The organism is Pseudomonas mucoides, assembly GCF_015461845.1.
Classification (GTDB): domain Bacteria; phylum Pseudomonadota; class Gammaproteobacteria; order Pseudomonadales; family Pseudomonadaceae; genus Aquipseudomonas; species Aquipseudomonas mucoides.
Genome location: NZ_JACOPW010000010.1, coordinates 71,694 through 93,637, shown reverse-complemented (window position 1 = coordinate 93,637; position 21,944 = coordinate 71,694). Strand labels below are relative to the sequence as shown.

Here is a 21,944-nt window from a genome sequence, read left to right as displayed (position 1 = left end):
CTAATAGTGGGAGGGGACTGCCCCATTTCGGCCGTTCTGCAAAAAAAAACCGCTCCATTAAAGCGGTCTAGGTTCAGCTAAGGTTATGCCGACGCCTTGCAATTCTGTCTTTGGCTCGTGCTTCAAGCTGAAGGTGGTGCGCGAGCTGCTGTACGAGTGGGTGCCGCTCATTATTCGACTCGCCAGAATGCGAAAGGCGCGGGTACTTGAGCACCCAGCGGACAAGTTCGGTATTGTGTCCGGCCACCAATATGTCTGTGTGGCACAGCCCGCTAGACTCTAGGTCAACCTCAGCTCTTGCAAGCAGGTCGGCCAATGGATCACCGCCATTGGCGTCAACCCAACTCCATAAAGCCTCTGAAGGTACCGAAACCGCGGATAGATCTTGATACACCAGGTGCTCGAAGAGCACGCGCTGCTCCGTAGCTGTTAGCAGGTGTATCTCAGCCTGCTGGATCATCGTGGCCGTCCCTACACCTTGATAAGCCCACAGTCGCTGGATCAACGGCTTATCGAAACTGCTCGATGCACGCACGTTTACTTTTGCTCCGCGGGTTTGCTTCAGCCAATCTGAGAATGTCCCTGCAACCCCTACCGCCTCCTCATGGAAGACTTCAGAAGGGGGCTGAGCCTTAGCGCTCATCATCATCGATTGCATTTCCGAGCTATGCCTGGCCTGCACAGGATCAAACGAACCGTGTCGATCCTTAACCTTTGTCCATAACTGCTTGTAGCCTGGACAATCTCCTTTATCCCATGGCCGGACATCGGCTGGCTCGGCTACCCTGTAGTGGTACCAGCCGCCAGCACACGCAGAGTGGAATTCACATTGGAAACAATAGCTGTGGTACTTAGATAGCTTGTTATCTAGCTCTTGAGTGTTGTCTGCAAGGACCCGGTAAGCCCAATCATCATCACCAACATAAATCTTACGCTCGCCAAGGGCTGCTTCAGCTGTCGTTTGATTAGCGTTGAATGTAGTCAACCCGTCAGGCTCCACAGCTAAATCGTATCGAAAATTGCCGATGCACTGATAGCTTGTTCCGCGGAAAACGGCTCCTGACATTTCATCGGCGGGGGTGAAGGTGATTCCGGGTGGCGCAATATCAAAGAGTCGACATAGGTAGTCACTCATCTCCTTGAAAGACACCATATTTGGCTGCCAAAAAGCCCTCCCCGAGCCGTAAGGGCTTATCATCTTGATGCTGAAGTCGGTTATGCCGAGCGGCAGAAACGTTTCTAGTAAGTAATCTGGACCCATCGCCACGGTGGTCTTCGTAAGAATCACATCGAGAATCTTCTGCTTGGCTTTGATCGCGCGCACAGTTTCAGCCCAGGGCCCCATGAGCTTCATGTTTTTGCCAAAACGATTTGTGTCGGGTTCCCAGGATGTATAGATCGCCATCTCTGGCCAGTCACCATAGGTGTTGAACAGGTCGACGTACTCGCTCCGATGCTTATCGTTGGCAAATATCAGATTCGTCAGGACATTGATAGATCCTGGCGTTTTGAAGCCAGCATTGAATTCACGGCACTTATTCAAAGCATAGGGAAGGTTTCGCTCCCAGTATGCAACGGGGAGCTTTGTAATCTCCCCCCCGATCAACTCCCACTCCACTTCCTCTAGACCAGTATCCAACGCAACGAGCTGAGCAACACTGTCAAAGACAGATCTGAATACAGCCTCGTCCATTTGCGTCGGATTTCCCAGCTCAGCTGGGTCGATATAACAGTGGGTGCAGCGCCGGTTACACCACCTGGTCGCGGTGATGCTGATGTTTGCTTGGTTTACACGAGACGCCTTATGCACTTTGCATCCTCAACGAAGAATTCCAGATGCTGAGTCCGCCGGCACACTCGCCCGAGCCATCAAAAACAGGCACATGCGCCGGTCCGCCACCGCAATAGCTGACATGCTCACACCCGTGACAAGCCCTAATTCTTCTGCGCTCATGGGAAATTCGGGATAGCCGGTTTCGTGAAATAATCATGGAGTCGAGCGAACTAACGTGCAGATCACCGAGTATGGTGCCTTCGAGGTCAGAGTACAGCGGGTTGGTAGTGACTGTGCCGTCTGGATTCAGGGTTAGGAACCGATCCTCGGAAAGCACATTGAACTGAAGGTTGCCCGCATCAGGATTCTGCTCGAACACACCAATTGTGATGCCGGCCCGAGTCAGCCGTGCATAATGCCGCTCCCTTAGATCTGCGAGGAATGACCAGGCTTTCTGGTATGGAACAGTGAGCGGTAATGCCGGCGTACTGGCGGGGTGATATACGGGTGTCTTCAAGAATGAAGCGAAGTCGACAGAAATGTCGAACTCCCATACCTTGCATTCACTTTGAAGCATGACATCCACAAGGGCATCCGCTCCAGCCTGAACCGTCTCTGCATTGAGCTCAACGTTGACAACGCAAGGGACCCCAGCGGACCAGAACTTGTTGAGGCCGGAAAGAAACCGTTCCTGATAGATGACTTCAGATCCGGCCAGGTTGAATTTGTTGCCAAGTGCATAGGTAGTTTCGACCAGCCCATCAAACTCTTCATGAACCATTGCCAATAGCCAGTCTGGCACTGAAAAGCAGTTTGTAACCATGGTCTGCCTTGCGCTTGGCAGCAGGCGACGGGCTGTATCAACTAAAAGTTGCATCGCCTGCGGCCCAATCACTGAAGGCTCGCCACCCTCCCAAATGAGGGTGCAGTCTCGGTCTGCCCAAAATGATGACTGGAGGAATTGCTGGAGTGTGGCGACCGGCAACCGCTCTTTAATGGCCCGGTGCTCCTCAGTGAGATAGCACCGCTTGCAGTCAACATTGCACTGTCGGGTTACGTTGATGAATCCGATAGCTTCTGAGCGCATGCATGCCTCATAGGCTGGCAGCTTACTGCTGCCAGCCGGGACTTAACCGACAGCGATCAAGCCACTGGGTGGGGTGGGCTTGGGCGTGGCAGGTGGTGGTGGCGGCTCTATAGCACCGCCAGCTTCGAGAACAACCTGAAGAAGTGTCGCAAGCTCACCTGCAGCCAAGGCAGCGACCTTTGGTGCAACACCAAGAGCATCAGCTACACGACCTGCAGCCAAACTTGGGAGGGTGGTTTCACGGTCAAGGTTGATCCGCTGATCGAGCTGAGTCGCAGACTCGATGGAAGCCCAAACAGCTTTGAGAGCGTCAGGGCCTCCAGCAACAGAACTAGCCATCAGGCACAAAGCTTTGGCCAAATCCGCTTGCTTGGTATTAGGAGCTCGAACGCGCATACCTGAATCCTCTGCAGGTACTTTTTCCTCTGGGTCGACCTGCTGAACTCCATCTGCATTCTTAACTTCAGCACTGGAGGCGGTGGAATTTTCGGGCTCTGGTTCTACTACTGGGTCAGATGGTAGGTACTTATCGAGCACTGTGTGGATTGCGTTCTTAAGCTCGAACAGTAATCCGGCCGCGTCGGCACCGCGAAGCCCCGTAGCCTCAGCCAGGATGCGAATCATGTTTGGAAACGGAGTGCGGGTATCCAACTCAGCTTCAAGGATACTGGCCCGAGCTTCCATGAACTGTAAATCCTTCAGGTGCAGGGCTTTTACAGTGTTTACAACGAGGTCTTTCATGAAGTCCGGGCCTAGGACTTCAATCACGACCTCCGCGATGCACGCTTTAACATGATCCATAACGACTTCGGGCATGGTATCGGTGTAGAGCAAGTTCATCATCTCGTCGGTGGAGATGACCTTTGGTTTGTAGCCAAGCTCTGCGTACAGCAGGTACTCCATGTAACCATCGATCGGCGACACCCGGATATTGCAGCTCTGGCCATGCAACGAGATCCGACCGTAATCACGAATGAGGTCACAATATGCCTCAACCTCGGCATTAATAACCGTAGCGTTCGCCGGGGGAAGTAGATTAACCCCAAAACCAGCAGACTCAGCCTGGTAGAGGATTTCACGCGTATCCACCGACGTGTCAAAAGGCACATCAATTGTGCCAGGCGATGACGATCCCATAGCGAGGATAAGGCTGAACTCAAAGTTTTCGCTCAGCATTGCAGGGTTTTGGTCATCAGCTTGAACAAGCAGGCCAATGGAGCGGGCGTCAAGTGGAATCTGATTCAACTGCTCGTCACAGATCACAGATTGATAAGCAACGTCGCGTTTTGGCTTTTCAGCACCCTCCTCCCGGATCTGACGATGCTGCTCCTCGAACAGCGCACGAAGCTCAGACACCTTCTTGTTGAACACAAGGTTGTACCGAAATTCTTCGGGTATCGATTCGTCAACCTGGTCGTCGCTGACCTGGGTGGGTATGTCTACATTGTCAGCCACAGTGGTTGCAGACTCCGGCAAATGAGAGCCCGTCAGGGCAGCTGCGTCATCAGTTTGGGTCGATTCAGGGGGGGTCATGTTCATATTGCCTTAGCGCCAGCCTCGTGCACCGTGACATGCACCGTGACATGCGCCATGGCATGCACTATGGCAATAGCCCCAATTGCCGACGTTCGTGGAGTCCATGTCCTTGGCGGTTGCTGTAGCGGCCAGAAGCATGTTGTTGATCCGCGGGACGGCCTCGTGCTTAACGACGCTGTTCAGAGTGTCAGCATGCCGCTCTACCATTGGCTTGATCGGGTTCATTTCGAGCAGCTTCCGCATCTGGGCGACGTTGTGGTCAGCTTCCAGTTCGGCCTGGGTCTCGTTGATTGTGAATCTGGTTTCAACGCTGTTGAACGCCGCTACCGCGATCGCGCTCACGGCCAAAGTAGCCAGCACCCTGTTGGGAGTAAATTTACTCATTATTCGCCTTCTCTCCAGATTATCAACGCGGCCCATACGGCACCGACTACTCACCCATTGCCGATGGAACCGGACTTGGATGTAGCAATACTTCAGAGGTCCTGACCATTCCCGACCAGAAGTCTCGCCCAGCTCACCAAGCTAATGGTGGACGTGGGAGTACATCGGGATAGTACATTCAGGTTTCCCAATCACGAAGCCAAAACGACACTACCGAATTATTCAAGATCCCAAGGGGTTCTATCCCGCGACTGCAATCAGCGATGGCTGCTCAGCCAAAGCCATTTGCTCGTTGATGAGCTTGAACGCGGTAAACCCACCGGCACACTCTCCGCTCTCATCCGTTTTTGGTGTCGCCATGCAGCCTGAACTGCAGATTGGCTTGAATTGACAGCTATAACAGTCAATCTGGCGATCCTCGCGCATCTCAACTAGTCGAGTCGGCTGGGCATCAGATCTGCCTATGGCGTTACGGTTATTTGATTCGGATGTGAGTGCAGTACAAGCTTTGTAGTAGCCGCCATCGTCAAAGGTGTGGAACCGGGTATCACAAGCGCCAGACAAGCATCCATAGCCTCCACGCTGCCCACTGCGAAGCCTCCGGACGCTTTCAGTCAAGCCGTCTAGTGGGGATATGTGAATATCCTGGTAGTGATCTCGAGGAGTCGCGATATACCGAGAATAAGCCATAGCGAACCGGGCGATCCAAAGACTGTATTGGCGGTTGGTCACACCGATACGATCCCAATTGGTGATTGCATATCCGGTCCTAGTCAGCCTCTCAAAGTGAACGTGACGGATTCCTTTCGAGCGAAGGTAGTCGATTAGGTCTGAGGGGTTTCTGAACCGTTGCATCAGGATCTTGGTGGTTGTAATCACCATGTACGGCTCAAGCCCAGCGCTCTGCAGGGATTCCATATTTCGCCAGAACCGCTCCTCGAAATCTACATTGGACCCAGGCTTGCTGGCCTTGGTACGACGAATAACCGGATCCCAAGAAACGCCTACAACGCCGTCAAAAAAATCTCTGTAGAGGTCGGCCCACCTGAGGTCGAAGTTCATCAGATTTGTTTGCAGTGAGAACACGACCTTGAATCCCTCAAGATTCGATCGCAGGTATACAACAACTTTACGCATCAACTCGACACCTACGAGAGTTGGCTCCCCGCCATGCATTTGAAACAGGATGGTGCTACCTGGAACAGCGAAGGTTTTGACCTTAGCCGGAATTGCTTCAATCTGCGCCCAACTCATCCGCTTTGGATTGTTTGGGATAAAGCAGTGCTCGCAATGTAGGTTGCAGGCCTCGATCAGTCGCACGTAAACCATGTGATCGAAATCAGGTGCGCCGATGCTCACTGAATACGCTCTATGCCGTAGGTGTAGGGGTCGTACCCGTATATTCCAGCTGCCGCTAGATATGAAGAAGCCAGCCGGACTCCATCCGCCGAGCTCAGAAAATCCTGGACATGGTTTAAGTGCGATCGATATCCAGCGCACTCACCCAGTCCTGAATGCACCTGATGCGCAGTGATCGGGCAGCCGGACTTGCACCAGCTCCGGAACTCGCATTTTCGGCAGTGGTTTTCGACGTGCTCGATATGCTGGACTCTGATCCAACCCTTGCGCGCAGGGCTAGACTGAAATGCATCGATACCATCAGAGGCCTTAGGCCAGGCGTCGACTTCATACTCCATCCTGTCAGGACATGAGTTGAGAGAGCCGTCCGGATTTATTACAAGAAAGTCACGCTGGCAAGTCCCGCCCCAACGCTCTCCTGGCTGCCCGTTCAATACACCGGCTATCGAGGCACCCACAGCATTGTTGGTAACGCACGAGCCGAACTGACGTAGGTCAGCCATCGAGATGTCGAATAAATCACGGAGAAATGTTGCGTGCTCACGGTTATCAGGGCGATTCTCATCACCGCCTTGGCTGTTGTAGCGTTCGATGTTGAAATGTTTGAAACCATTGCTCTTGAACCATGCGTAGATCTCGGGCGCCCTGCCTAGCTCGCCGCGGGTCGGCACCATGACAGGTCCAACCTCGAGGCCATTGTCCCGGGCCAACTGAACCTTATCCATCCAAAGGTCTACGTACCGGCTGCTAGAACCATTGATAGTTCGGCCAGAAAAGTCGATGGAGGAGCCAATGAAGGCGCCGCAACGCTCACGCAAAAAAGCAATGTGGCCCGGGCGCAGAGGGATCAATGAGGTTTGGATAGATTCTTGTACTTCAAGCCCAACAAGCCCCTGACGCACGGCATCAGAGAATTCGAACAATACTTCTGAGGCCAGAGTAAGAGGCTCGCCACCATGGTAGAGGATCGATACACGGTCGTGCCCCTCTCGTGCAGCAAGATCCCGGATCAGCTGCAGCGAGTGCTCCAACGTCTCCGTTGTCATTCGTTTCTTATTGGACCTGACTTCATCAGGCAGGTAACAGAAATCACACCCAACATTGCAGTAATTTGTTGGCTTCAAGTAGACCTGGAGCATCAGGACACCTTGCTCAGGTCTGAAATGCGCGAGTGAGCATCCGCAGGGGTGATGCCAAGCTTCAAAAGCAGCTTATCAGCCTCGCCGCTTGCCACTGATTCCTTGAGCCTGGTGAAAACCATTTTCCAGCTCTCACAGTATCCAAACTTGCCACCCATGCCGCGCTCAAACAAAACCGAATCTCGGGCGCAACCACCTTCACATTCGATGAAATGATCACAAGACCGGCAGTCGACCGGAAACTTTATTTGACGCCGCATAATCTCTTTGGACGCAGGCGACGCAGCTAAGGCAGAAACGATCTCGGCCGGCGGGTAGAATTTTACCTCTACAGGAGTGGAACCTTGGACCTCACCCGTCAGAATATTGCCAAATCGGTAGCGCTCATCACCAAGGTCACTGAACTCACTGCAATTGAATACTGAACCGTCTGGATCGATGGTTAAAAACTTACCGCCGCAAGACTTCGTCCAAGGGCACAGAGTGCTTCGGTAACCAGCAACCTTCTGGAGCATCTGATCCAGAGGCGTGATGTTGAAAATAGGCAGATCCTTGACCCAGCGATCGTACAGATCTACCAGCATCTGACCATACGTGTTTGGTTTTATCAGCATGCCAGAATCTCTGACCCGACCGGCCGGATACGCGTAGTTGAATCGAATGTCGAAGCCGTATACACCATAGGCCTTAGCTCGGTCATACATCTCCATTGCAGCCGGGGCAGCACCTTCGTCATACACACCGATGACAAGTGGACGAAACCCATCGCCAATCGCCGCATCCATAGCGCGCCAGAACAATCTGTCGTATGTGTCAGCCGACCCCTTAACAGTGCGGTAGCGCTTATAAGGGTCATAACTGGTTGAGATACGACCTTCAAAGACGTCTTCAAAGACATCTTTCCAGCGCGAGGACTTGTAGGCCAGAAGGTTGGTCTGAATAGCAAACTTCACACCAGGGTGGCGCGCCCGAGCGTATTCAGCACACTTGATGTAGAACTCAGGCTTCATGAGCATCGGCTCCCCGCCGTGCCAGATCCACTGCACGTTAGGGGTGAAGGAATCAACAAGCCGATCGAACATCTTCCGGAAATCGTCGAAGGTCCACCCTGCATTGCCGTCGGGAGGCGCAGAACAGTAAGTGCAATCTGCATTGCAGTCCTTTGTGGGCTTGGCGATGATGACTGAGTACGGCACTTATCAGTTAACCTATAGTGGCGAACGCCTCTTGTGAGGCTTAGGGGTAATAGCAGTACACGTCTACGAGCGAGTCCAGCTTGTTCCGCTCTTCCGCGGTCCCCCAGATATCCGTCTGGACAACCCACATGCTTCCGTTGTCGATAAGCCGGTACACGAACCCGAAAATACCGCTACCAGTGACACCAGGGTCGTAACCACCAGACATCATGCCAGGCCGTAACGAAGCCCTAGGGAGACCTCCATTCGAGCAAGTCGGCTTTATAACGCCCCAGCCATGTCTGACAAGGTATGTGCCTTTCTGAACATAGTTCGGTAGCAGATCCGAAAGGAGAGCGTTATTCCTCGACCTAATCTTAATATTGTCAACTGTCAGAATATTGTTAGTCGCGATGCTTACGCTTCCCGAGCCGGATGCAAGCTCTAGCTCCCCATTCAAAGCGGTAACCTTAGGGTTGACCTTGGAAAGCTGAATATCACCACCTTCTGCAATGGTTTGCTGCCCCATCAGGAGAGCAGTTTTCATTCTGTTGTCTTCGGGATCACCAGTTGCGATGCGACTCAATTTCGAATCAAGGGCCGGCTCTGTACCTGGGACACCAATAGTTGTCCTAACAGTATGGCTTGACGTATTTGTGATAGTGGTCGCAGGCAAACCGTTCGCAACATCCCCATCCCAGTCCGCAATAATGTTTTGAGAAATGCTGAAGGTGTAAACGGTGCAAGAGGTGTTAATGGCTGAGTTGAATTTGTTCTTGTTGGCAACTCCCGCGAGCATCGGTGGGGCCGTACCTTGAAGCACGATCTGGGCGTCTGTGCAGCTTGGACTGGCCGGCCAGACCCCATTCTTCATTCGATATGTGCGCACAGCATCCAAGAAAGTTTGCGTCTCTTGAATAGTCAAGCTGACGCGCCTCTCGTTGATCGACTCCATAAGCTTAGGAACCGTAAACACAGCCATAAGCGCGAGAATTGACAAAACTACTGACAGCTCGATGAGTGTGAAGCCCGCCTGAGCTTTGATTCTACTGCGATCAGCGTGTTTCTTCATCGTGCAAAATCCGTTTCTGATTGACAACCCAAGATGGGTATGAGGAATTCTTGATTCGCGTGGTGACTATCACCCGAGTCTTCCCACCTACAGTTTCGGTTGAATAGCCACCGTAGTCGCTCTGTAGGAACGGTAGGTCAACTGCCACGTAGCACCTGGCCGCGTCGAACTTCACCAGGATCTGGGAACCAAGGGCATTTTTTGTAGCCAGGTCGTAGTTGGTGGTCAGCTTCGACTGAAGCACCGTGGTCGATGCCCAGTTATCTAGAGAGCCATAGGTATGGGTGTATCGGCCCCGGGCATCTACAGATGTAGCCAGAACTTTCGTTCTAGCGATCTCGCAAATCTGCAAAATCATTTGAGCTTGCCCGATAGACCCCTCTACCTTTGCCTCGGTGATCCGCTCAAGTACTGGGGGCAAGATCGCAGTGCTGAGGATTGCCATGATAGCCAGCACGAAAATGATCTCCAAAAGAGTGAAGCCCGCTTGGGCATCGCGAGATCTCACATCTGTTTCAACGCTGAGTTGAGGTTTACAATCGGCATGTAGAACCCGATTGCGAACATCATGATGGTGAGAATCATCATTGCAAAACCGAGCATCGAAGCCGCTCTACTGACACGTGAGGAATACTCGAGGTAATAGGCACGCAAGGCTTCGTTGAGATTCGAGAGGATCATATCCCGGCCGCTGGGGCCCTGTTCCTCGAATCCCTGCAAGTTTTGATGGACAATCGTGGGCCATTCCGGACTGTCAAACACATCAGAGAGCTGACGGCCTTCAGTCAACCGGTCAGCCGCCTCTAGGTAAAGGCGATGGCTAAGCCCCTTCGATCGCACTGCGAGAAACCGAAAGCTCTGAAGGTTGTTGAAACCGCTACCCAGTAACAGCTGGTAAGAGGTTACAAAATCGAGTCCTCGGGAGATCTTCATCCGGTCGTTGATGAATGAAAAGATCGGCAGCGTACGAATGTTGTCCCAGATTTTCTCCCGGAATACATAGGTAGCGGCGACTGCAGCAATCAAGAAGACAAAATACTGGGTGTAGACCATGTACAGAAACATGATCATTTTACTCATGCTGTTGAGTTTAAGCGGAATGCGTTGAACCTCAATGAAGTCGTGCATTGTGCCGCCAGCCCATAGCGGGATACCAATCATGAACAAGCATCCCAGGACCGTATAGAGGAGGCCTTGCTGCATGGCCTTACCGAATTCTTTCTTGGCGTTAATCCGCTCCTGAATAGCTTTTGAAGCTCTGAAGAGCGATTCGGATAGCTTTCCTGCCTTCTCGCCGGCGTCCGCAACCAAGATTGCGGTTTCATCAAACCGCAGCTTGGTAAAATATTCTTTGGGGGTTTCGCACTGATCTAGCTCGGCGTAGGTAATGCCAAGACGCTCATGATCGACCGACTCCTTGATTGCCTTGCCGATTGTTTTACCGCTCGCCAGCTTTGAACCAATTGCAGAGAGAATCAGAACCTGTTCAACAAGTTGGAATCGTTTCTCAAACGTAGCCTTTACAGCACCCAGGTGATCAATCTTTACTTGCTGGATGAAGGCCGGGGGGCGACCGGAGAGAGTAATGGCTTGCTCGCGACTCTCTGCTTTGATTGACGAAGAAGTTTCGATGGAGCCGGACTCTCCGATGTAGCGAATCTGCCAGTAAGCCATTATCTCATTTCCCGATCAGTTGCAGCGGTAAGTGACAGCGATCCGGGTGTTACCAGAGGCAGTTGCCGACTGCACGTTGTTATTCGAGGAAAGGGCGGTTGCCATATCAGAAGCGGTTTTGGCATCCGTTGAATCGATGGTGTAGTTGATGGTGACGGTGTTCGAGGTCACACCAGCGACACTCCAGTCAGTGTTCCATACGGTGGTGGTCGGCAGGCCACGCGCGAGCAGCAGCTGTTTGGTGATCGAGGTGCTGGAGCAGGTATTGGTACGGGATACCTGACGCGTAATGGCGGACGGGAAGTCTTTCTCGAGCTGTGTCAGCGCGGTGCTGTACTTGGCGTCTTCCTTGTTCTGGAGCAAGCCAGGCAGAATGTACGCAGCCAGCATGGCCAGGATGGCGATTGCGATTACGATTTCCAGAAGGGTGAAGCCCTTCTGAACTTTCAGCGCTTGGTTTGAAACTCGGTGTTGGTGTTTCATCTCGGAGTTGCCTCGGTTTTCATGACTGTTTGTAAACGCAGATGATGTGAGCTGAATCTGCTGCTAGGTGCTACTGGTACCGCCGAGGCGGCCGTCCATGACAGAGCTAAAGACCTCATGCAGGACAGGGGTGAATCGAAATCCCCCATCCGAATGCCATCCATCGCCCTGTTTTCCGGGAGATATCTGCACTGCAAGATTGTCTTGGATGTTGTGGGGACACGCTATCCAAAACACCCTTCCCAAATTCCATAGGTGTCGCCACTCAGTAAAGGTCAGAGCTGTGGCTGAATTCGAAGATGCGAAGGTGTTTGTTGCCCGGCCGGATGTGACAAGCCCTTGGCCCCATGCTGACTTGCCCGGCCTGCACTTAGGCGGTCAGTCAAATAAGGACGCAGATGCTTTTCGAGCTCTTCGAAGCTGGTGATGCCGGCCTTGACCAGACGCAAACCATCGTCCCAGAGATCGAGGAAGGAGCCGTCCGCAATTGCGTTCCTGCGCATGGTGTTAGGCGGCACGCCAGCCAGGATTGCTTCCTGGATATCAGGCGTGAACTCAAGGATTTCCAAGATGCCAGCCCTGCCTTTCATGCCACCCGATTCATGCCCGCACTTCTCACAACCCTTGGGGTTGGCGCGATAGAGGCAGACATCGGTGTCCCCATTGAATATCTGGTTCAGACCATAGAGCGAAGCCTGGGCCGCAGAATCTTTTAATCTGTACTCAACCTTGCAACCGCTGCAAAGTCGGCGTACTAGCCGTTGGGCTGCAAACGCAGAGGTGTTGGAAGCGATTATGTCCAGCGGGATGTTCATTCGCTCAAGTCGACCGATCGACTCGTGGGCGTTGTTAGTGTGCAGGGTAGTTAGCACCAAGTGACCAGTTTGAGATGCCTTGAATCCCAGATCAGCCGTCTCCTCATCACGCATCTCACCAACGTAAATAACGTCAGGGTCTTGCCGCAAAAGGGCCCGAAGCGCGTCAGCAAAAGTCAGATGTTTCCCGCACTCAGTATGCGACATCCCCTCATGCTGAATTTCAACCGGCTCTTCGATGGTGTGGTAGTTACGATCAGGGTTATTGCGATATGCATCAACGAGCACAGCGCTGAGCGTGGTTGTTTTTCCAGAACCAGTCGGCCCGGTCATAGCTATGAGACCGTTAGGCTGGTTACCTAGCCGTCGCAAGATGTCCTCGTTGCGCTTCGAAAGGCCAAGCTGCGGAAGGCTAGAAAGCTGGGTGTTGTTTCCGAGAAGACGCAACACTAGCTTCAGCGCTTTATCAGAGCCGCGCTGGACGGGCAAAGAGCTCAACCGTAGGTTGATTTTTTTATTGCCCGTCAAATCGAAGCTGAATTTGCCGTCCTGGGGAGTACCTGTTTCAAGAATCAGGTTGCTTCGAGTTTCAATCGCCACCCGGCAGATAGAGTCATGAAGGGTGTTTAAATAGGTTCTTTGGGTTCGAAGATCACCATCGATGCGATAGCGCACCTGAACCCGATCACCCTGCGTGGGCTGCAGATGGATATCGGTAGCGTCCTTCGATGCAGCTTCACGAATCATGTCGTCAATACGCTTGGCAGCAAGCTGTTTAGCTTGTTCACCATCTGCGGTGATGACTTCATCATCATCGATAACGGTGTTGCGTAACCCGTCTAGTTTGGCTGCACCAATGACGCCAACACGAAGCTCGCTATCGGTCTTCAGCTCCCCTTCGTTCTTTTTCTGACGGGCCCAAGCCAAAGCTCGTGAAATGGACCGCTGATCCAGAGGATTGGTCAGAAACACAATGCCATCGTAAACGCAGTAGTTTTCAGAGGGGCCCGGTAGGACAGCTTTCCGCCCCTCTTCAACCTCGACAAATGCAGGACGACTCAATGCTGTTGCTACAGCAGCAACTAATGCGTCCTCGTTATTCGTCATCCGAGCAATGTCTGGGATGATCGACTCAACGGACTCAGACGGCGGTAACGACTGAGCCTGTGAATTGGTGATCTTCCCCTCGGAAACTAGAAGATTGAGAATTTTCTTCTGTTGAAGCTCAATAGATCGTATGTTTTCAGAGCTCATAGTCAGTCGTCCGCATAGCGCTTGGAAGATGTCCAGTCAATTGAAACTACCTGGGTTCCCTTAGGCCCCTTCAAATATGCTTTATCAACTGAGAAGCGAGTCAGAGTGAGGTCATAGACCTTCTCACCAACACGGAGGATCCGGTCGCCGTCATTGGTTCTGAGAATGATTGAGTCGCCGCGAACTTCTTGGAGAGAAAGGATCTTCTTATCGTCGTCATCAGATGCCGGCTGCTTTTGTGGTTCTGGACGCTCTTGATTCGGCAAGGGTGCCTGTTGTAGACGCTGCTGATTGCCAAAAGCGGAATTCGGCGTGCTGGGTACGGCCCCGCTCATGGTCGGCTGATCGAGCATGAAGGGCATCGCATTGGGGACGATTGGTGAGCCAGAACTCTGGAACGGGTTGACCTCGGAAACTCGGCCCTGCTTGCGCACCTCTACGCCCAGTTTCTGGATGCTTTCCACCCCAAGTGGATTACCTTCATTATCAACAATGAAACTGGCATCGGACATCTTCTTATAGGTTTCAGCCATGTCGGCTTGGATCTTCAAGAGGTCGCGCTTGTATTCCATTGCACTGAGGGTCTTCTGACGGTCAAGTACCTGGTCAGCATCATCTGCGAAGATCGGACATGCAACAACAGCAGTCACTGCCATTACCAATAAGTTAGGAAAGAATTTCATCTCAGGTCCCTACAACAGTGATGTTTAACTTCATGATTCCGCCTGAGATCGTGTAGTCATACAAGAACGTCGGAACCTCAGATTGGATTTTTTTCACGGCTCCAAGTACAGCCCGCGGCGAGCCGCTTACTTGAGCCGTCCAGTTTCGGAGAGGCCCAGAATAAGTATTGGCTTGTTCACTTTTGGCTTGATCATCCAGAGCTTTGAAAGAAACTCTGTGGATCGCAGCGGTAGCACTGGCCATTTTCCATGAGCTTTCAAGCTTCGGCAGTACCGGAAGCTTATTAATGGCATCAATTTCGTTCTGTAACCCGTTATTGACACGATCTATCTGCTTGTAGTCATTAGGTAGCTTTCGGTCTTCACTCAGCGACATCGTCACTTTGAGACTGATGAAAACTACAGAAATCATCGCCAAGTACATGGCGCCGGTGAAGAGAGGCTCACCACGGGTGTTTTTGCCCTTGGCCCCAAATCTTTTCCGGAAGGATTGAATATTAATACGCTACCTCCAGTGCATCAGGAGATACAGTCAAGAGATAGGACATTTGGGGCATCAACTTTGATGTAACACCTGGAATCTTTCCCGAAAGATCCACTGCAAAATCAGGCCGCGTCATAAAAACATGCCCAGCTGTAAAACCATTTGTGTGCCCGGCAGCAGTAGGCGTAGATATCTTGGGATCGAAGGCAAGAACCTGATCTATGCTCGAAATAACGACGCCATCATTTGGTATGGTCTGAAGCCGTTCTTTCAACAGGCCCGCGACGCGCGTATCCAAGTCGCTGCTTAACTTCTTTTTGGTTGTGTATTCGGCCATATTCATCGTGAAAACCGCATACATTGTGTAGTTGTAGCCAACGGCGGCGACAGCAGCAACGATGCAAATCGCTAGAGCGAGATACCAACGCTTTGTACGTTCGTGTTGCTTTTTGGAAAAGAGCTCAACTCGTGTAAACGCTGGCGTCGATGGAAGGATCAGGTCGGTGATGTCAACGCGGATTCTTGGCGCTGCGAGCAGATCATAGCCATATAAGTCCGCAGAGTAGTTGTCGATATACTCAGAGGATCGCTTGATATTTGCAGGACTGTCATAGTCAGTCCCATTCTGCATTTGCAGGTATACGCCACCTGCTTCGCTGGTAGGGAATACAACAACCTCGTGCCCCAAGGGCACAAGGTTGTTTGCAAATAAGAGCTGCCAGAGGCCATACACGTTTGTGCCGGGAAAATCCTCCCTTAACGTGCCGAGCTCATTCTCATCAATATAGATTGGTGGACGACCATCCGGGCCGGCATGCTCAATGACCGTGAATACTTCAGCATCACGGCCAGTTGCCAAAGCATCGGTACCGATAGCGTCACGGAAGATGATGACTTCTTCACCACCTATCTTGATCGGTATCCCAAGCTGAAGTTCTGCCATTACAACGCCCCTTGCACCAATGTTGGGGTTACGACCAGAACCAGTTCACGCCGCTCCAGAGAGTTGTTAATGCCTTGAGTGAGCGGATTAAGAATCGCTTTGGTCACCAGGTTCTGCCATGGCAACTGGCGCATGGCTTCGTTCATACGCTTTGTGATCAAACCACCAAGGTGCACTGACTGGCCCGAGGAAGTAATCAACTGGGTGCTGAACTCTTTAAGATTCACTCTCGGAGTATTGAACGAATAATCACCGATGTTGATTGTGTCCGGGTCATTCAGGTTGGAAATCACAGGCCAGACATCAACAAGCAACTGGTCATTATCAAGAACACGGACAGTAACGCTAAGCGTTACACCAACCTTCAGTCGGCCAAGCTTAGGGGTCACTGTTACGTTTCCGCTCTTATCCTGAGATTGTTCAACATCAACGATGTAGGTCAGTTCCTCACCGGCGTAGATTTGAGCTGGGACGCCATTGCGGACAGTGATGTTGGGTTGATCTTTAAGCTCAACACGGCCGTATTGCTCGAGGAATTTAACCAGAGCCGATGCCGTTACCTTGGAGGAGGTGTAGGTTCCTTGAACGTTCCAGAAAGGGTCGTCGCTCTTAGGAGACGTGTTAAAGAAATTCAGGCCGAGGGGGTTCCCGCTGACCGTAGAATTGACCAACAGATTCCAGTCGATCCCCTTTTGCTTGCCATCTGTCAGGAGGACGTCATAAGCCTCGACCTGAACGTTCACAACCTTCGTGGACTCTTCGATTGCACGCTTAAGATATCGATCAAGAACCTTCATCTTTGAAGGCTTGCCGCCGGCAGTAACGATGCCTACAGACCGAATGCCCTCGATGTACGCAGGTGCTTCCTCAGAGTCACCCAAGCCGCCAATCATAGCTGGGAGTTGAACGTCGAAATTCAACCCAGAACTTTGTTGGTTCGATGGGCCAGTGGGGGAGTTGCTACCGCGGCTTCCAGATCCAACGCTCGTACTATCTGCAGTACCCATTGAGCGCGTAGAGCCGCCTTTATCCGAGGCGGCACCGATGATCTTTCTGGCACCTTCCATGATTTTGGTCCACTCGTCCTCAGACAGGGTGAAACCAATGATGTTGCCAGTGGACGTGCCGGTTTCCTTGGTATTGTCTTCACTGTCACCCGCTTTGGCACCGCGGGTTTGAGTAGACGCAATCACGTTGTTTACGTTACGGGTCGAGGCAAAAGCTGCCAAGTTCCATTCACGCGTAGAGTAATTGCTGACAAAAATTCGGTTACCTTCGATCTTTATGTCGAGATCACGAGTTCCCTCAATGTACTCGATGAAATCCGCCATCTGCATGCCGTCAGCGGATACGTCGATAGTGTCATTCAGATTTACCTTACCGCGCGGGATAATTGAATAACCCGGAAGTGTTTCAGCCAGGACGGAGCGCAGGGGAATCCCCTTCTTGCTCAGGAACACCGGCTTACGCCTGGCGGCATCCTCCGTGCGAATCTCACGCACATAGGTATTGCCCCGAAGAGCCTGCATTTTCTCTTTAGCATCGGGCCGCAGGGCACCGTACTGAGTTTCAGGGGAGAATTCGAATTGGCTCTGGCAACCGAGCAACCCGGAGGCCAGTGTCAGTGCAAGTACAATATGCTTGAGCTTCATTAGCTGGCCTTACGTTACGGGCGATCGGTGAGGAGGATCATTGGAGAAGGGTTGCCACCGGCATCCTTCAAATCCCAAAAATATTGGTAACGGACTTTGGCGTCGCGAACCGAGGCCGTAAGACTTCGGAGTGCGACATCCCGAGCATCCGTGGAAACGAATTCATAGGTGCGAACCTCAAGTTCTGGCTTACGGCTGAAGTCAGTCTTCACACGCCAGCCATTCGGCATGATGCCGGTTACGATTTGCTTGATTGTTGCTGCCTGGTACTCAGCGGTAACCGTTTCGTTCATCACGACTGTGGGATCGATTCGCTCCAGGATCACCCGCTTATGGGCAGAAGACTCAATCACTTCAGCATTGTTTTCGGCCAGCATTAGCAGCTGGTCGCTATGAGCCTTGATATTGGCCACTGCTGCGACTTGCTCATACTTCAGGCGTTCTGCTTGTTGCTGAGCTTGTCGGTTAAGCGCTAGCGCTTGCTGAATCTCTACCTGCTGCGCAAGCAGATCGGAACGGCGCTTAGCCGCAGTTGCTTCGGCGGTAGCTTTAGCAGCCTCCAATTGGCGCTCAGTTTCCTTACGCGCATTCATCAGAGACTGCTTATTTGTTTCAAGGTCAGCCAGGGTTTGCCGGTACTTACGCTCCGTTTCAGTTTCCTGAACGGAAATCACTGGATCATCAGCAGAGAGATCGAGTTGAAGGCCGTGTGAGGGCTTAGTCTGCTGGTAGTCGACGGGTTGGTTGATGTTTTGCGCACGACCGGCCTCATAGGACCGATCGAACGGGGACAAGGCTTCGTTGCGTGCGAGGGCGCTGTCGCTGAACGCGCTATTCGCCGCATAAGCCGCTTGGCAGCCGATCATCAGTGCCAGGATGGACAGGGCATGCTTCACAAACAAAATCCTTTGGAGGTGACTGTTACCGTAATAGTGGAAGGCCAGTGCTCCAAAAACGCGGTTTTGGTTGGAACTTTTCGAAAAAAACCGGCACCCTTTTTGAGTCCCCGCTTTTGGTATGTCAAAAATGAGCTCTTCAGCAGCATCGAGCACTAAATCCGCGATGTTCCCATTGATCGTCATGTTGGCTTTGGTGATCGGTGGATACGCGGCCTACCTCGTCGAGATCGGCGAGGAACTCAACTACCAGGCACACGCGCTTGCGCCCGTCTGGTACATGTTCAAGCCACACTTGGTTACGCAGGTGATTTCGGATGGTGGCTACTTGGGTACCCTTGCTGCTGTAGGCATGAATATTGTCCACGCCTTATTGTTCTCGGCGGTGGCTTACTCCCTCGTAACCATAGGCTTTGCGAAAATCTATGCTCCACGCAACGATCAGCCCAAAGCTGAGGAAATGGAGGAACCAGATCCAGCGGTAACAGGCATTTATCCTTGTGACATTCCTGGTTGCACGATGATGGTAATGATCCCGGATAGCCGAGATGCCAGCACTGGGGCAGTCATTCCTGGTGTTAAGGATACGGACCCCTTTGAGCAATACTATTTGCGATGCGACCGCGCACCGGTCGCCACTGCTAGGCCGCCAGAATCGCCGATTGAAAAGCTCCAAGTTGCCATTCTTGAGTTACTCAAGGCTCATCCAGAAGTTCCGGCGAGCGTAGGACATCACCATGCTGATGCATCTCTCGGGGACCACTCCATAGCAATCTCTAAATCCGTTGCTGATTACATGCGTGCCAAAGGTTGGGAGGAGCCTCTTGCTCGCGTCGCCGGCCTGGCTCACGACATCGACAAGCTCCTCGCGTATCAGCAAAAAGGCCCTGGTGAATGGGTCAAACGCAAGGACGCGACCCACCACAACACATTCAGTGCTTATCTAGTCCGGCAACAGCCCGAGTTCAACTCGCTTGCCCCTGAGGACCGCTTCACGCTCACGATGGCTCTGCGTTACTACCACCACCCGACCCATCTGCCCACTAATGCAGGGGACCGCGTAGAGCGGCTCATTAGCGCTATCCGGCATGCCGACGGAAAGATTATTCAGTCTGAGAAAGCGGCAGGTATCGCTGCTGCTCAAGCTGCCTCAAATACGGTCGATCTTGTTGCTTCGGCAGTAGAGAAGTTCTTGAACGTGGCAGATATCAATGCTTACCGTGGCGGTCAAGATGCAGGCTGGACGAAGGATGCTTTCGAGTATGTGATCATGCCCATGTCACGCTTGATTGAGTCCCTTGATGAATTTTTACCCAACGCTCTTGCTCGTCAAATGCAGTTGGGCGTGGACTCACGAAGCTTCAGCCACCCGTCGATTCCCGTAATCAAGAATGCACTCGATTCACTAGGCCTTCTCATGTGGAAGGTCAAGGACATGGAAAGCCCCACTGCGATGTTCGACGTAAGGGTTGGTGTGAAACCATGGAAGGCCTGCGTGCTTCTCAATAAGGATCGAATCTCCGAATTGCTCCCAACAACAGTGCCTAAATGGGGAACCACCAAGTACGGAAACGTCAAAGTGCTACGTCCAACACTCGACAAAAATGAAGACGACAACGAAACGCCGGATGCAGACGCAACCAGCTAAAAGATTCTGCATGCGGAAACTTTTCCCCGGGGCAATCCCGGGGAAAGTGATCTTAAGGGGTGCTCAAAATCCGAAGGGCTGCCTCAGTTCTGACAACCCTTTCAGCACGATCTATCTCCCCCATTTCGTTCCAGCAGTGATAGGCCTCTTCGTACTTTGCTTGTCGCTCTGATATGCGGCACAGGGTCGTCTGATACTCTGACCCGGATAAGTAATCTTTCGCGAACTGCTTCAACGAATCGTCGCGACCGGTCTCCCAGAGAAGAGTGGCTACGGTATCGATTGCATGCTTTCTGTTTTCGCCACTGATGCCGAAGTATTTCATTCTGAGTTGACCAGAATTATTGCGGCTAACGTATTGGGCAAGCATCCGCTCAGCGTGCTGGTACTTACCCATTAGAACAGCCTGGTCCGCGCCCGAGAGTTGGCTCCGATCCTGCAATTCAGATTCAGAGGGTGCGAAGAAAGGCTTCTCGTCGTGAGCACAACCCGACATGGCAAGGACAGCCATAGCCAAAATGGAATAGCGCTTGATCATCACAATCACCGGAAATGGTTCACGAGCGAGTATGGACCTCCGGTACCGAACAAAAGGTTCTCGCGCGGCAGGAGAGATTTCAGCAAGGTCGGACGAACACCAAACAGCTTCGTTATTTCTTGGTACGAGGCATCAGGGGTCTTGAGCAGGAAAAACGTTGCAAAGTTCTTGAGCAGATCTTTGGTGACCTGGTCGGGCTGCTGCACACCACACCAGACGCCAACACCATAGCCTCGACCTTCCGTACCGATTCGGTTAAACGGACTTATTGGAGAGACGGAGATTTCCTTGATGTGTTTACCCTCGTCCGCAATGAGGATGTGAGCTGGAAATTTAGGGTTGAAGGCGTTGTTACGCTTGGTCTCCATTACCCCCATTGCGAATACCTGGCTTGCGATAATCCGCATGATCACTTGCTGGTGAGCTGGGCTCAGAGCGGTGAGATCATAGCGGTTGATTTTTCCCTGCCTCGGCTTAGACGGATTGCCGGTGAACAGCCTGCTATCAACCATCCCTTGGATGATTGCTTTGAGACTGTATAGAGTTTCCTTTGACCAATGTTCCCAGTCGCTACGGGCGCCATTTCGATTTGTGAGGGCATCGAAGTTGATAAGCTTTGAAGCATGACCTTTTAGCGTGTCCTCAAGGGTCGCTCGAATTTCGTGAACTCGCTCCTCAATTGCTGAATTAGGCTCCTCATCGATCTTCATCTTCCGGATGTCTTTTTCAGCCTGGTTTTTGGCCTGGCCAAAGGCCTTAAAGATGTCCGCAACGGTGGTGGTGTCCATTCCCCCAGTGAGGGCATTAAAGATCAAATCGATCTCACCAAGCACGTCGATCAAGGTTGGAGATTGCCGCGCCCAAGTCTCAGGGTCATCGTGGTCGATTCCTGACTTCGTGTAGACCGTCTTTAGAATCTCGATGAGGTAGTTCAGCTGCTTCGGGCCTGCCTGCGGGTTGAAGACCTTAACAAGCTCTTTAACGTACTCAATTGTACGCACGACTCCCCCACCCTCCTCTGTCCGCGGGACCTGCAGCGGATTGAGCGAGCAGCCGTCTTGGTAGTAGTTGAACTTGATCTCATTAAAGTCTTCAGGGTGGAGCATATGCCCCAAGCCCGTAGCCTCAAAGTTCGAATGCGCGAAGTCACCCTTAATGTCGATAACGTGTAGGGTCGTACCTCGCACATACACATTTGCTGCCATGTGATGGATCGTATGTGTCTTACCGGCACCCGACCCCCCAAGGAAAATGATGTTGAAATTGGTGACCGACGGATACGACCATATTTTGGGTTCGCCAGTCTTCGCGTCCACACCGATATGGATGTCTACGAAATGGTCCAACC

The 21,944-nt window shown here is 52.2% G+C and carries 20 protein-coding genes; 1 reads left to right on the top strand and 19 read right to left on the bottom strand.

Annotated features, from left to right (window positions below):
• Window positions 1–73: 73 nt before the first annotated feature.
• From H8F22_RS29130 to H8F22_RS29050, 17 genes are all read right to left on the bottom strand, one after another.
• A complete protein-coding gene (locus H8F22_RS29130) occupies window positions 74–1,693 on the bottom strand; it encodes a radical SAM protein (RefSeq protein ID WP_169904168.1) in 1,620 nt (539 codons plus the stop codon).
• A gap of 109 nt (window positions 1,694–1,802) precedes the next feature.
• Entirely contained in the window at window positions 1,803–2,861 is a 1,059-nt protein-coding gene (locus H8F22_RS29125; RefSeq protein ID WP_169904167.1) for a hypothetical protein, read from the bottom strand.
• Between the two features lie 42 nt (window positions 2,862–2,903).
• Window positions 2,904–4,394 (bottom strand): hypothetical protein, encoded by a 1,491-nt coding sequence (locus tag H8F22_RS29120; protein WP_169904166.1) that lies wholly within the window; start codon window positions 4,392–4,394, stop codon window positions 2,904–2,906.
• Window positions 4,395–4,406: 12 nt separating this feature from the next.
• Complete coding sequence (locus tag H8F22_RS29115; RefSeq protein WP_169904165.1) at window positions 4,407–4,781, bottom strand: hypothetical protein; 375 nt, start codon at window positions 4,779–4,781, stop codon at window positions 4,407–4,409.
• A gap of 240 nt (window positions 4,782–5,021) precedes the next feature.
• On the bottom strand, window positions 5,022–6,140 hold the full coding sequence (locus tag H8F22_RS29110; RefSeq protein WP_169904164.1) for a radical SAM protein: 1,119 nt from the start codon (window positions 6,138–6,140) through the stop codon (window positions 5,022–5,024).
• Window positions 6,137–7,279, bottom strand: a complete 1,143-nt coding sequence (locus H8F22_RS29105; protein ID WP_169904163.1) for a radical SAM/SPASM domain-containing protein — start codon at window positions 7,277–7,279, stop codon at window positions 6,137–6,139. Before H8F22_RS29105 ends, H8F22_RS29110 begins: the two co-directional genes overlap by 4 nt.
• Complete coding sequence (locus H8F22_RS29100) at window positions 7,279–8,361, bottom strand: radical SAM protein (protein ID WP_169904162.1); 1,083 nt, start codon at window positions 8,359–8,361, stop codon at window positions 7,279–7,281. The genes H8F22_RS29105 and H8F22_RS29100 overlap by 1 nt, the downstream gene beginning before the upstream one ends.
• 154 nt (window positions 8,362–8,515) lie before the next feature.
• Window positions 8,516–9,526, bottom strand: a complete 1,011-nt coding sequence (locus H8F22_RS29095; RefSeq protein ID WP_169904161.1) for a type II secretion system protein — start codon at window positions 9,524–9,526, stop codon at window positions 8,516–8,518.
• Window positions 9,510–10,034, bottom strand: a complete 525-nt coding sequence (locus H8F22_RS29090; RefSeq protein WP_169904160.1) for a type II secretion system protein — start codon at window positions 10,032–10,034, stop codon at window positions 9,510–9,512. The genes H8F22_RS29095 and H8F22_RS29090 overlap by 17 nt, the downstream gene beginning before the upstream one ends.
• On the bottom strand, window positions 10,031–11,200 hold the full coding sequence (locus tag H8F22_RS29085; protein ID WP_169904159.1) for a type II secretion system F family protein: 1,170 nt from the start codon (window positions 11,198–11,200) through the stop codon (window positions 10,031–10,033). The genes H8F22_RS29090 and H8F22_RS29085 overlap by 4 nt, the downstream gene beginning before the upstream one ends.
• Window positions 11,201–11,215: 15 nt before the next feature.
• Window positions 11,216–11,683, bottom strand: a complete 468-nt coding sequence (locus H8F22_RS29080; RefSeq protein WP_169904158.1) for a prepilin-type N-terminal cleavage/methylation domain-containing protein — start codon at window positions 11,681–11,683, stop codon at window positions 11,216–11,218.
• A gap of 275 nt (window positions 11,684–11,958) precedes the next feature.
• Window positions 11,959–13,752 (bottom strand): GspE/PulE family protein, encoded by a 1,794-nt coding sequence (locus H8F22_RS29075; protein ID WP_011922841.1) that lies wholly within the window; start codon window positions 13,750–13,752, stop codon window positions 11,959–11,961.
• A 2-nt stretch (window positions 13,753–13,754) separates the two neighbouring features.
• Entirely contained in the window at window positions 13,755–14,435 is a 681-nt protein-coding gene (locus H8F22_RS29070) for a hypothetical protein (RefSeq protein WP_011922840.1), read from the bottom strand.
• 1 nt (window position 14,436) lies between these two features.
• Window positions 14,437–14,853: a hypothetical protein gene (locus tag H8F22_RS29065; RefSeq protein WP_153045957.1), complete on the bottom strand. Its 417-nt coding sequence runs from the start codon at window positions 14,851–14,853 to the stop codon at window positions 14,437–14,439.
• Window positions 14,854–14,932: 79 nt separating this feature from the next.
• Window positions 14,933–15,862: a hypothetical protein gene (locus tag H8F22_RS29060; protein ID WP_169904157.1), complete on the bottom strand. Its 930-nt coding sequence runs from the start codon at window positions 15,860–15,862 to the stop codon at window positions 14,933–14,935.
• The gene (locus tag H8F22_RS29055; RefSeq protein WP_194940990.1) at window positions 15,862–17,514 is read right to left on the bottom strand and encodes a type II secretion system protein GspD; all 1,653 of its coding nucleotides are present in this window, start codon (window positions 17,512–17,514) and stop codon (window positions 15,862–15,864) included. Before H8F22_RS29055 ends, H8F22_RS29060 begins: the two co-directional genes overlap by 1 nt.
• Before the next feature lie 14 nt (window positions 17,515–17,528).
• Window positions 17,529–18,410: a hypothetical protein gene (locus tag H8F22_RS29050; protein ID WP_169904230.1), complete on the bottom strand. Its 882-nt coding sequence runs from the start codon at window positions 18,408–18,410 to the stop codon at window positions 17,529–17,531.
• A 130-nt stretch (window positions 18,411–18,540) separates the two neighbouring features.
• Here H8F22_RS29050 and H8F22_RS29045 point away from each other — a divergent pair, with 130 nt between their 5' ends.
• Window positions 18,541–20,058, top strand: coding sequence for an HD domain-containing protein (locus H8F22_RS29045; RefSeq protein WP_228758997.1), 1,518 nt, complete (start codon window positions 18,541–18,543; stop codon window positions 20,056–20,058).
• Between the two features lie 52 nt (window positions 20,059–20,110).
• Here H8F22_RS29045 and H8F22_RS29040 read toward each other — a convergent pair whose 3' ends face one another.
• Entirely contained in the window at window positions 20,111–20,596 is a 486-nt protein-coding gene (locus H8F22_RS29040) for a hypothetical protein (protein WP_169904155.1), read from the bottom strand.
• Window positions 20,597–20,601: 5 nt separating this feature from the next.
• Window positions 20,602–21,942 (bottom strand): type IV secretion system DNA-binding domain-containing protein, encoded by a 1,341-nt coding sequence (locus H8F22_RS29035; protein ID WP_011922833.1) that lies wholly within the window; start codon window positions 21,940–21,942, stop codon window positions 20,602–20,604.
• Window positions 21,943–21,944: the final 2 nt, after the last annotated feature.

What these genes read in the sequence shown, in the direction of transcription:
- H8F22_RS29130 (WP_169904168.1), bottom strand. Translation starts at nt 1,693, where the DNA reads ATGGACGAGGCTGTATTCAGATCTGTCTTTGACAGTGTTGCTCAGCTC.
- H8F22_RS29125 (WP_169904167.1), bottom strand. Translation starts at nt 2,861, where the DNA reads ATGCGCTCAGAAGCTATCGGATTCATCAACGTAACCCGACAGTGCAAT.
- H8F22_RS29120 (WP_169904166.1), bottom strand. Translation starts at nt 4,394, where the DNA reads ATGACCCCCCCTGAATCGACCCAAACTGATGACGCAGCTGCCCTGACG.
- H8F22_RS29115 (WP_169904165.1), bottom strand. Translation starts at nt 4,781, where the DNA reads ATGAGTAAATTTACTCCCAACAGGGTGCTGGCTACTTTGGCCGTGAGC.
- H8F22_RS29105 (WP_169904163.1), bottom strand. Translation starts at nt 7,279, where the DNA reads ATGCTCCAGGTCTACTTGAAGCCAACAAATTACTGCAATGTTGGGTGT.
- H8F22_RS29100 (WP_169904162.1), bottom strand. Translation starts at nt 8,361, where the DNA reads ATGTTCGATCGGCTTGTTGATTCCTTCACCCCTAACGTGCAGTGGATC.
- H8F22_RS29095 (WP_169904161.1), bottom strand. Translation starts at nt 9,526, where the DNA reads ATGAAGAAACACGCTGATCGCAGTAGAATCAAAGCTCAGGCGGGCTTC.
- H8F22_RS29085 (WP_169904159.1), bottom strand. Translation starts at nt 11,200, where the DNA reads ATGGCTTACTGGCAGATTCGCTACATCGGAGAGTCCGGCTCCATCGAA.
- H8F22_RS29080 (WP_169904158.1), bottom strand. Translation starts at nt 11,683, where the DNA reads ATGAAACACCAACACCGAGTTTCAAACCAAGCGCTGAAAGTTCAGAAG.
- H8F22_RS29075 (WP_011922841.1), bottom strand. Translation starts at nt 13,752, where the DNA reads ATGAGCTCTGAAAACATACGATCTATTGAGCTTCAACAGAAGAAAATT.
- H8F22_RS29070 (WP_011922840.1), bottom strand. Translation starts at nt 14,435, where the DNA reads ATGAAATTCTTTCCTAACTTATTGGTAATGGCAGTGACTGCTGTTGTT.
- H8F22_RS29060 (WP_169904157.1), bottom strand. Translation starts at nt 15,862, where the DNA reads ATGGCAGAACTTCAGCTTGGGATACCGATCAAGATAGGTGGTGAAGAA.
- H8F22_RS29055 (WP_194940990.1), bottom strand. Translation starts at nt 17,514, where the DNA reads ATGAAGCTCAAGCATATTGTACTTGCACTGACACTGGCCTCCGGGTTG.
- H8F22_RS29045 (WP_228758997.1), top strand. Translation starts at nt 18,541, where the DNA reads ATGAGCTCTTCAGCAGCATCGAGCACTAAATCCGCGATGTTCCCATTG.
- H8F22_RS29040 (WP_169904155.1), bottom strand. Translation starts at nt 20,596, where the DNA reads ATGATCAAGCGCTATTCCATTTTGGCTATGGCTGTCCTTGCCATGTCG.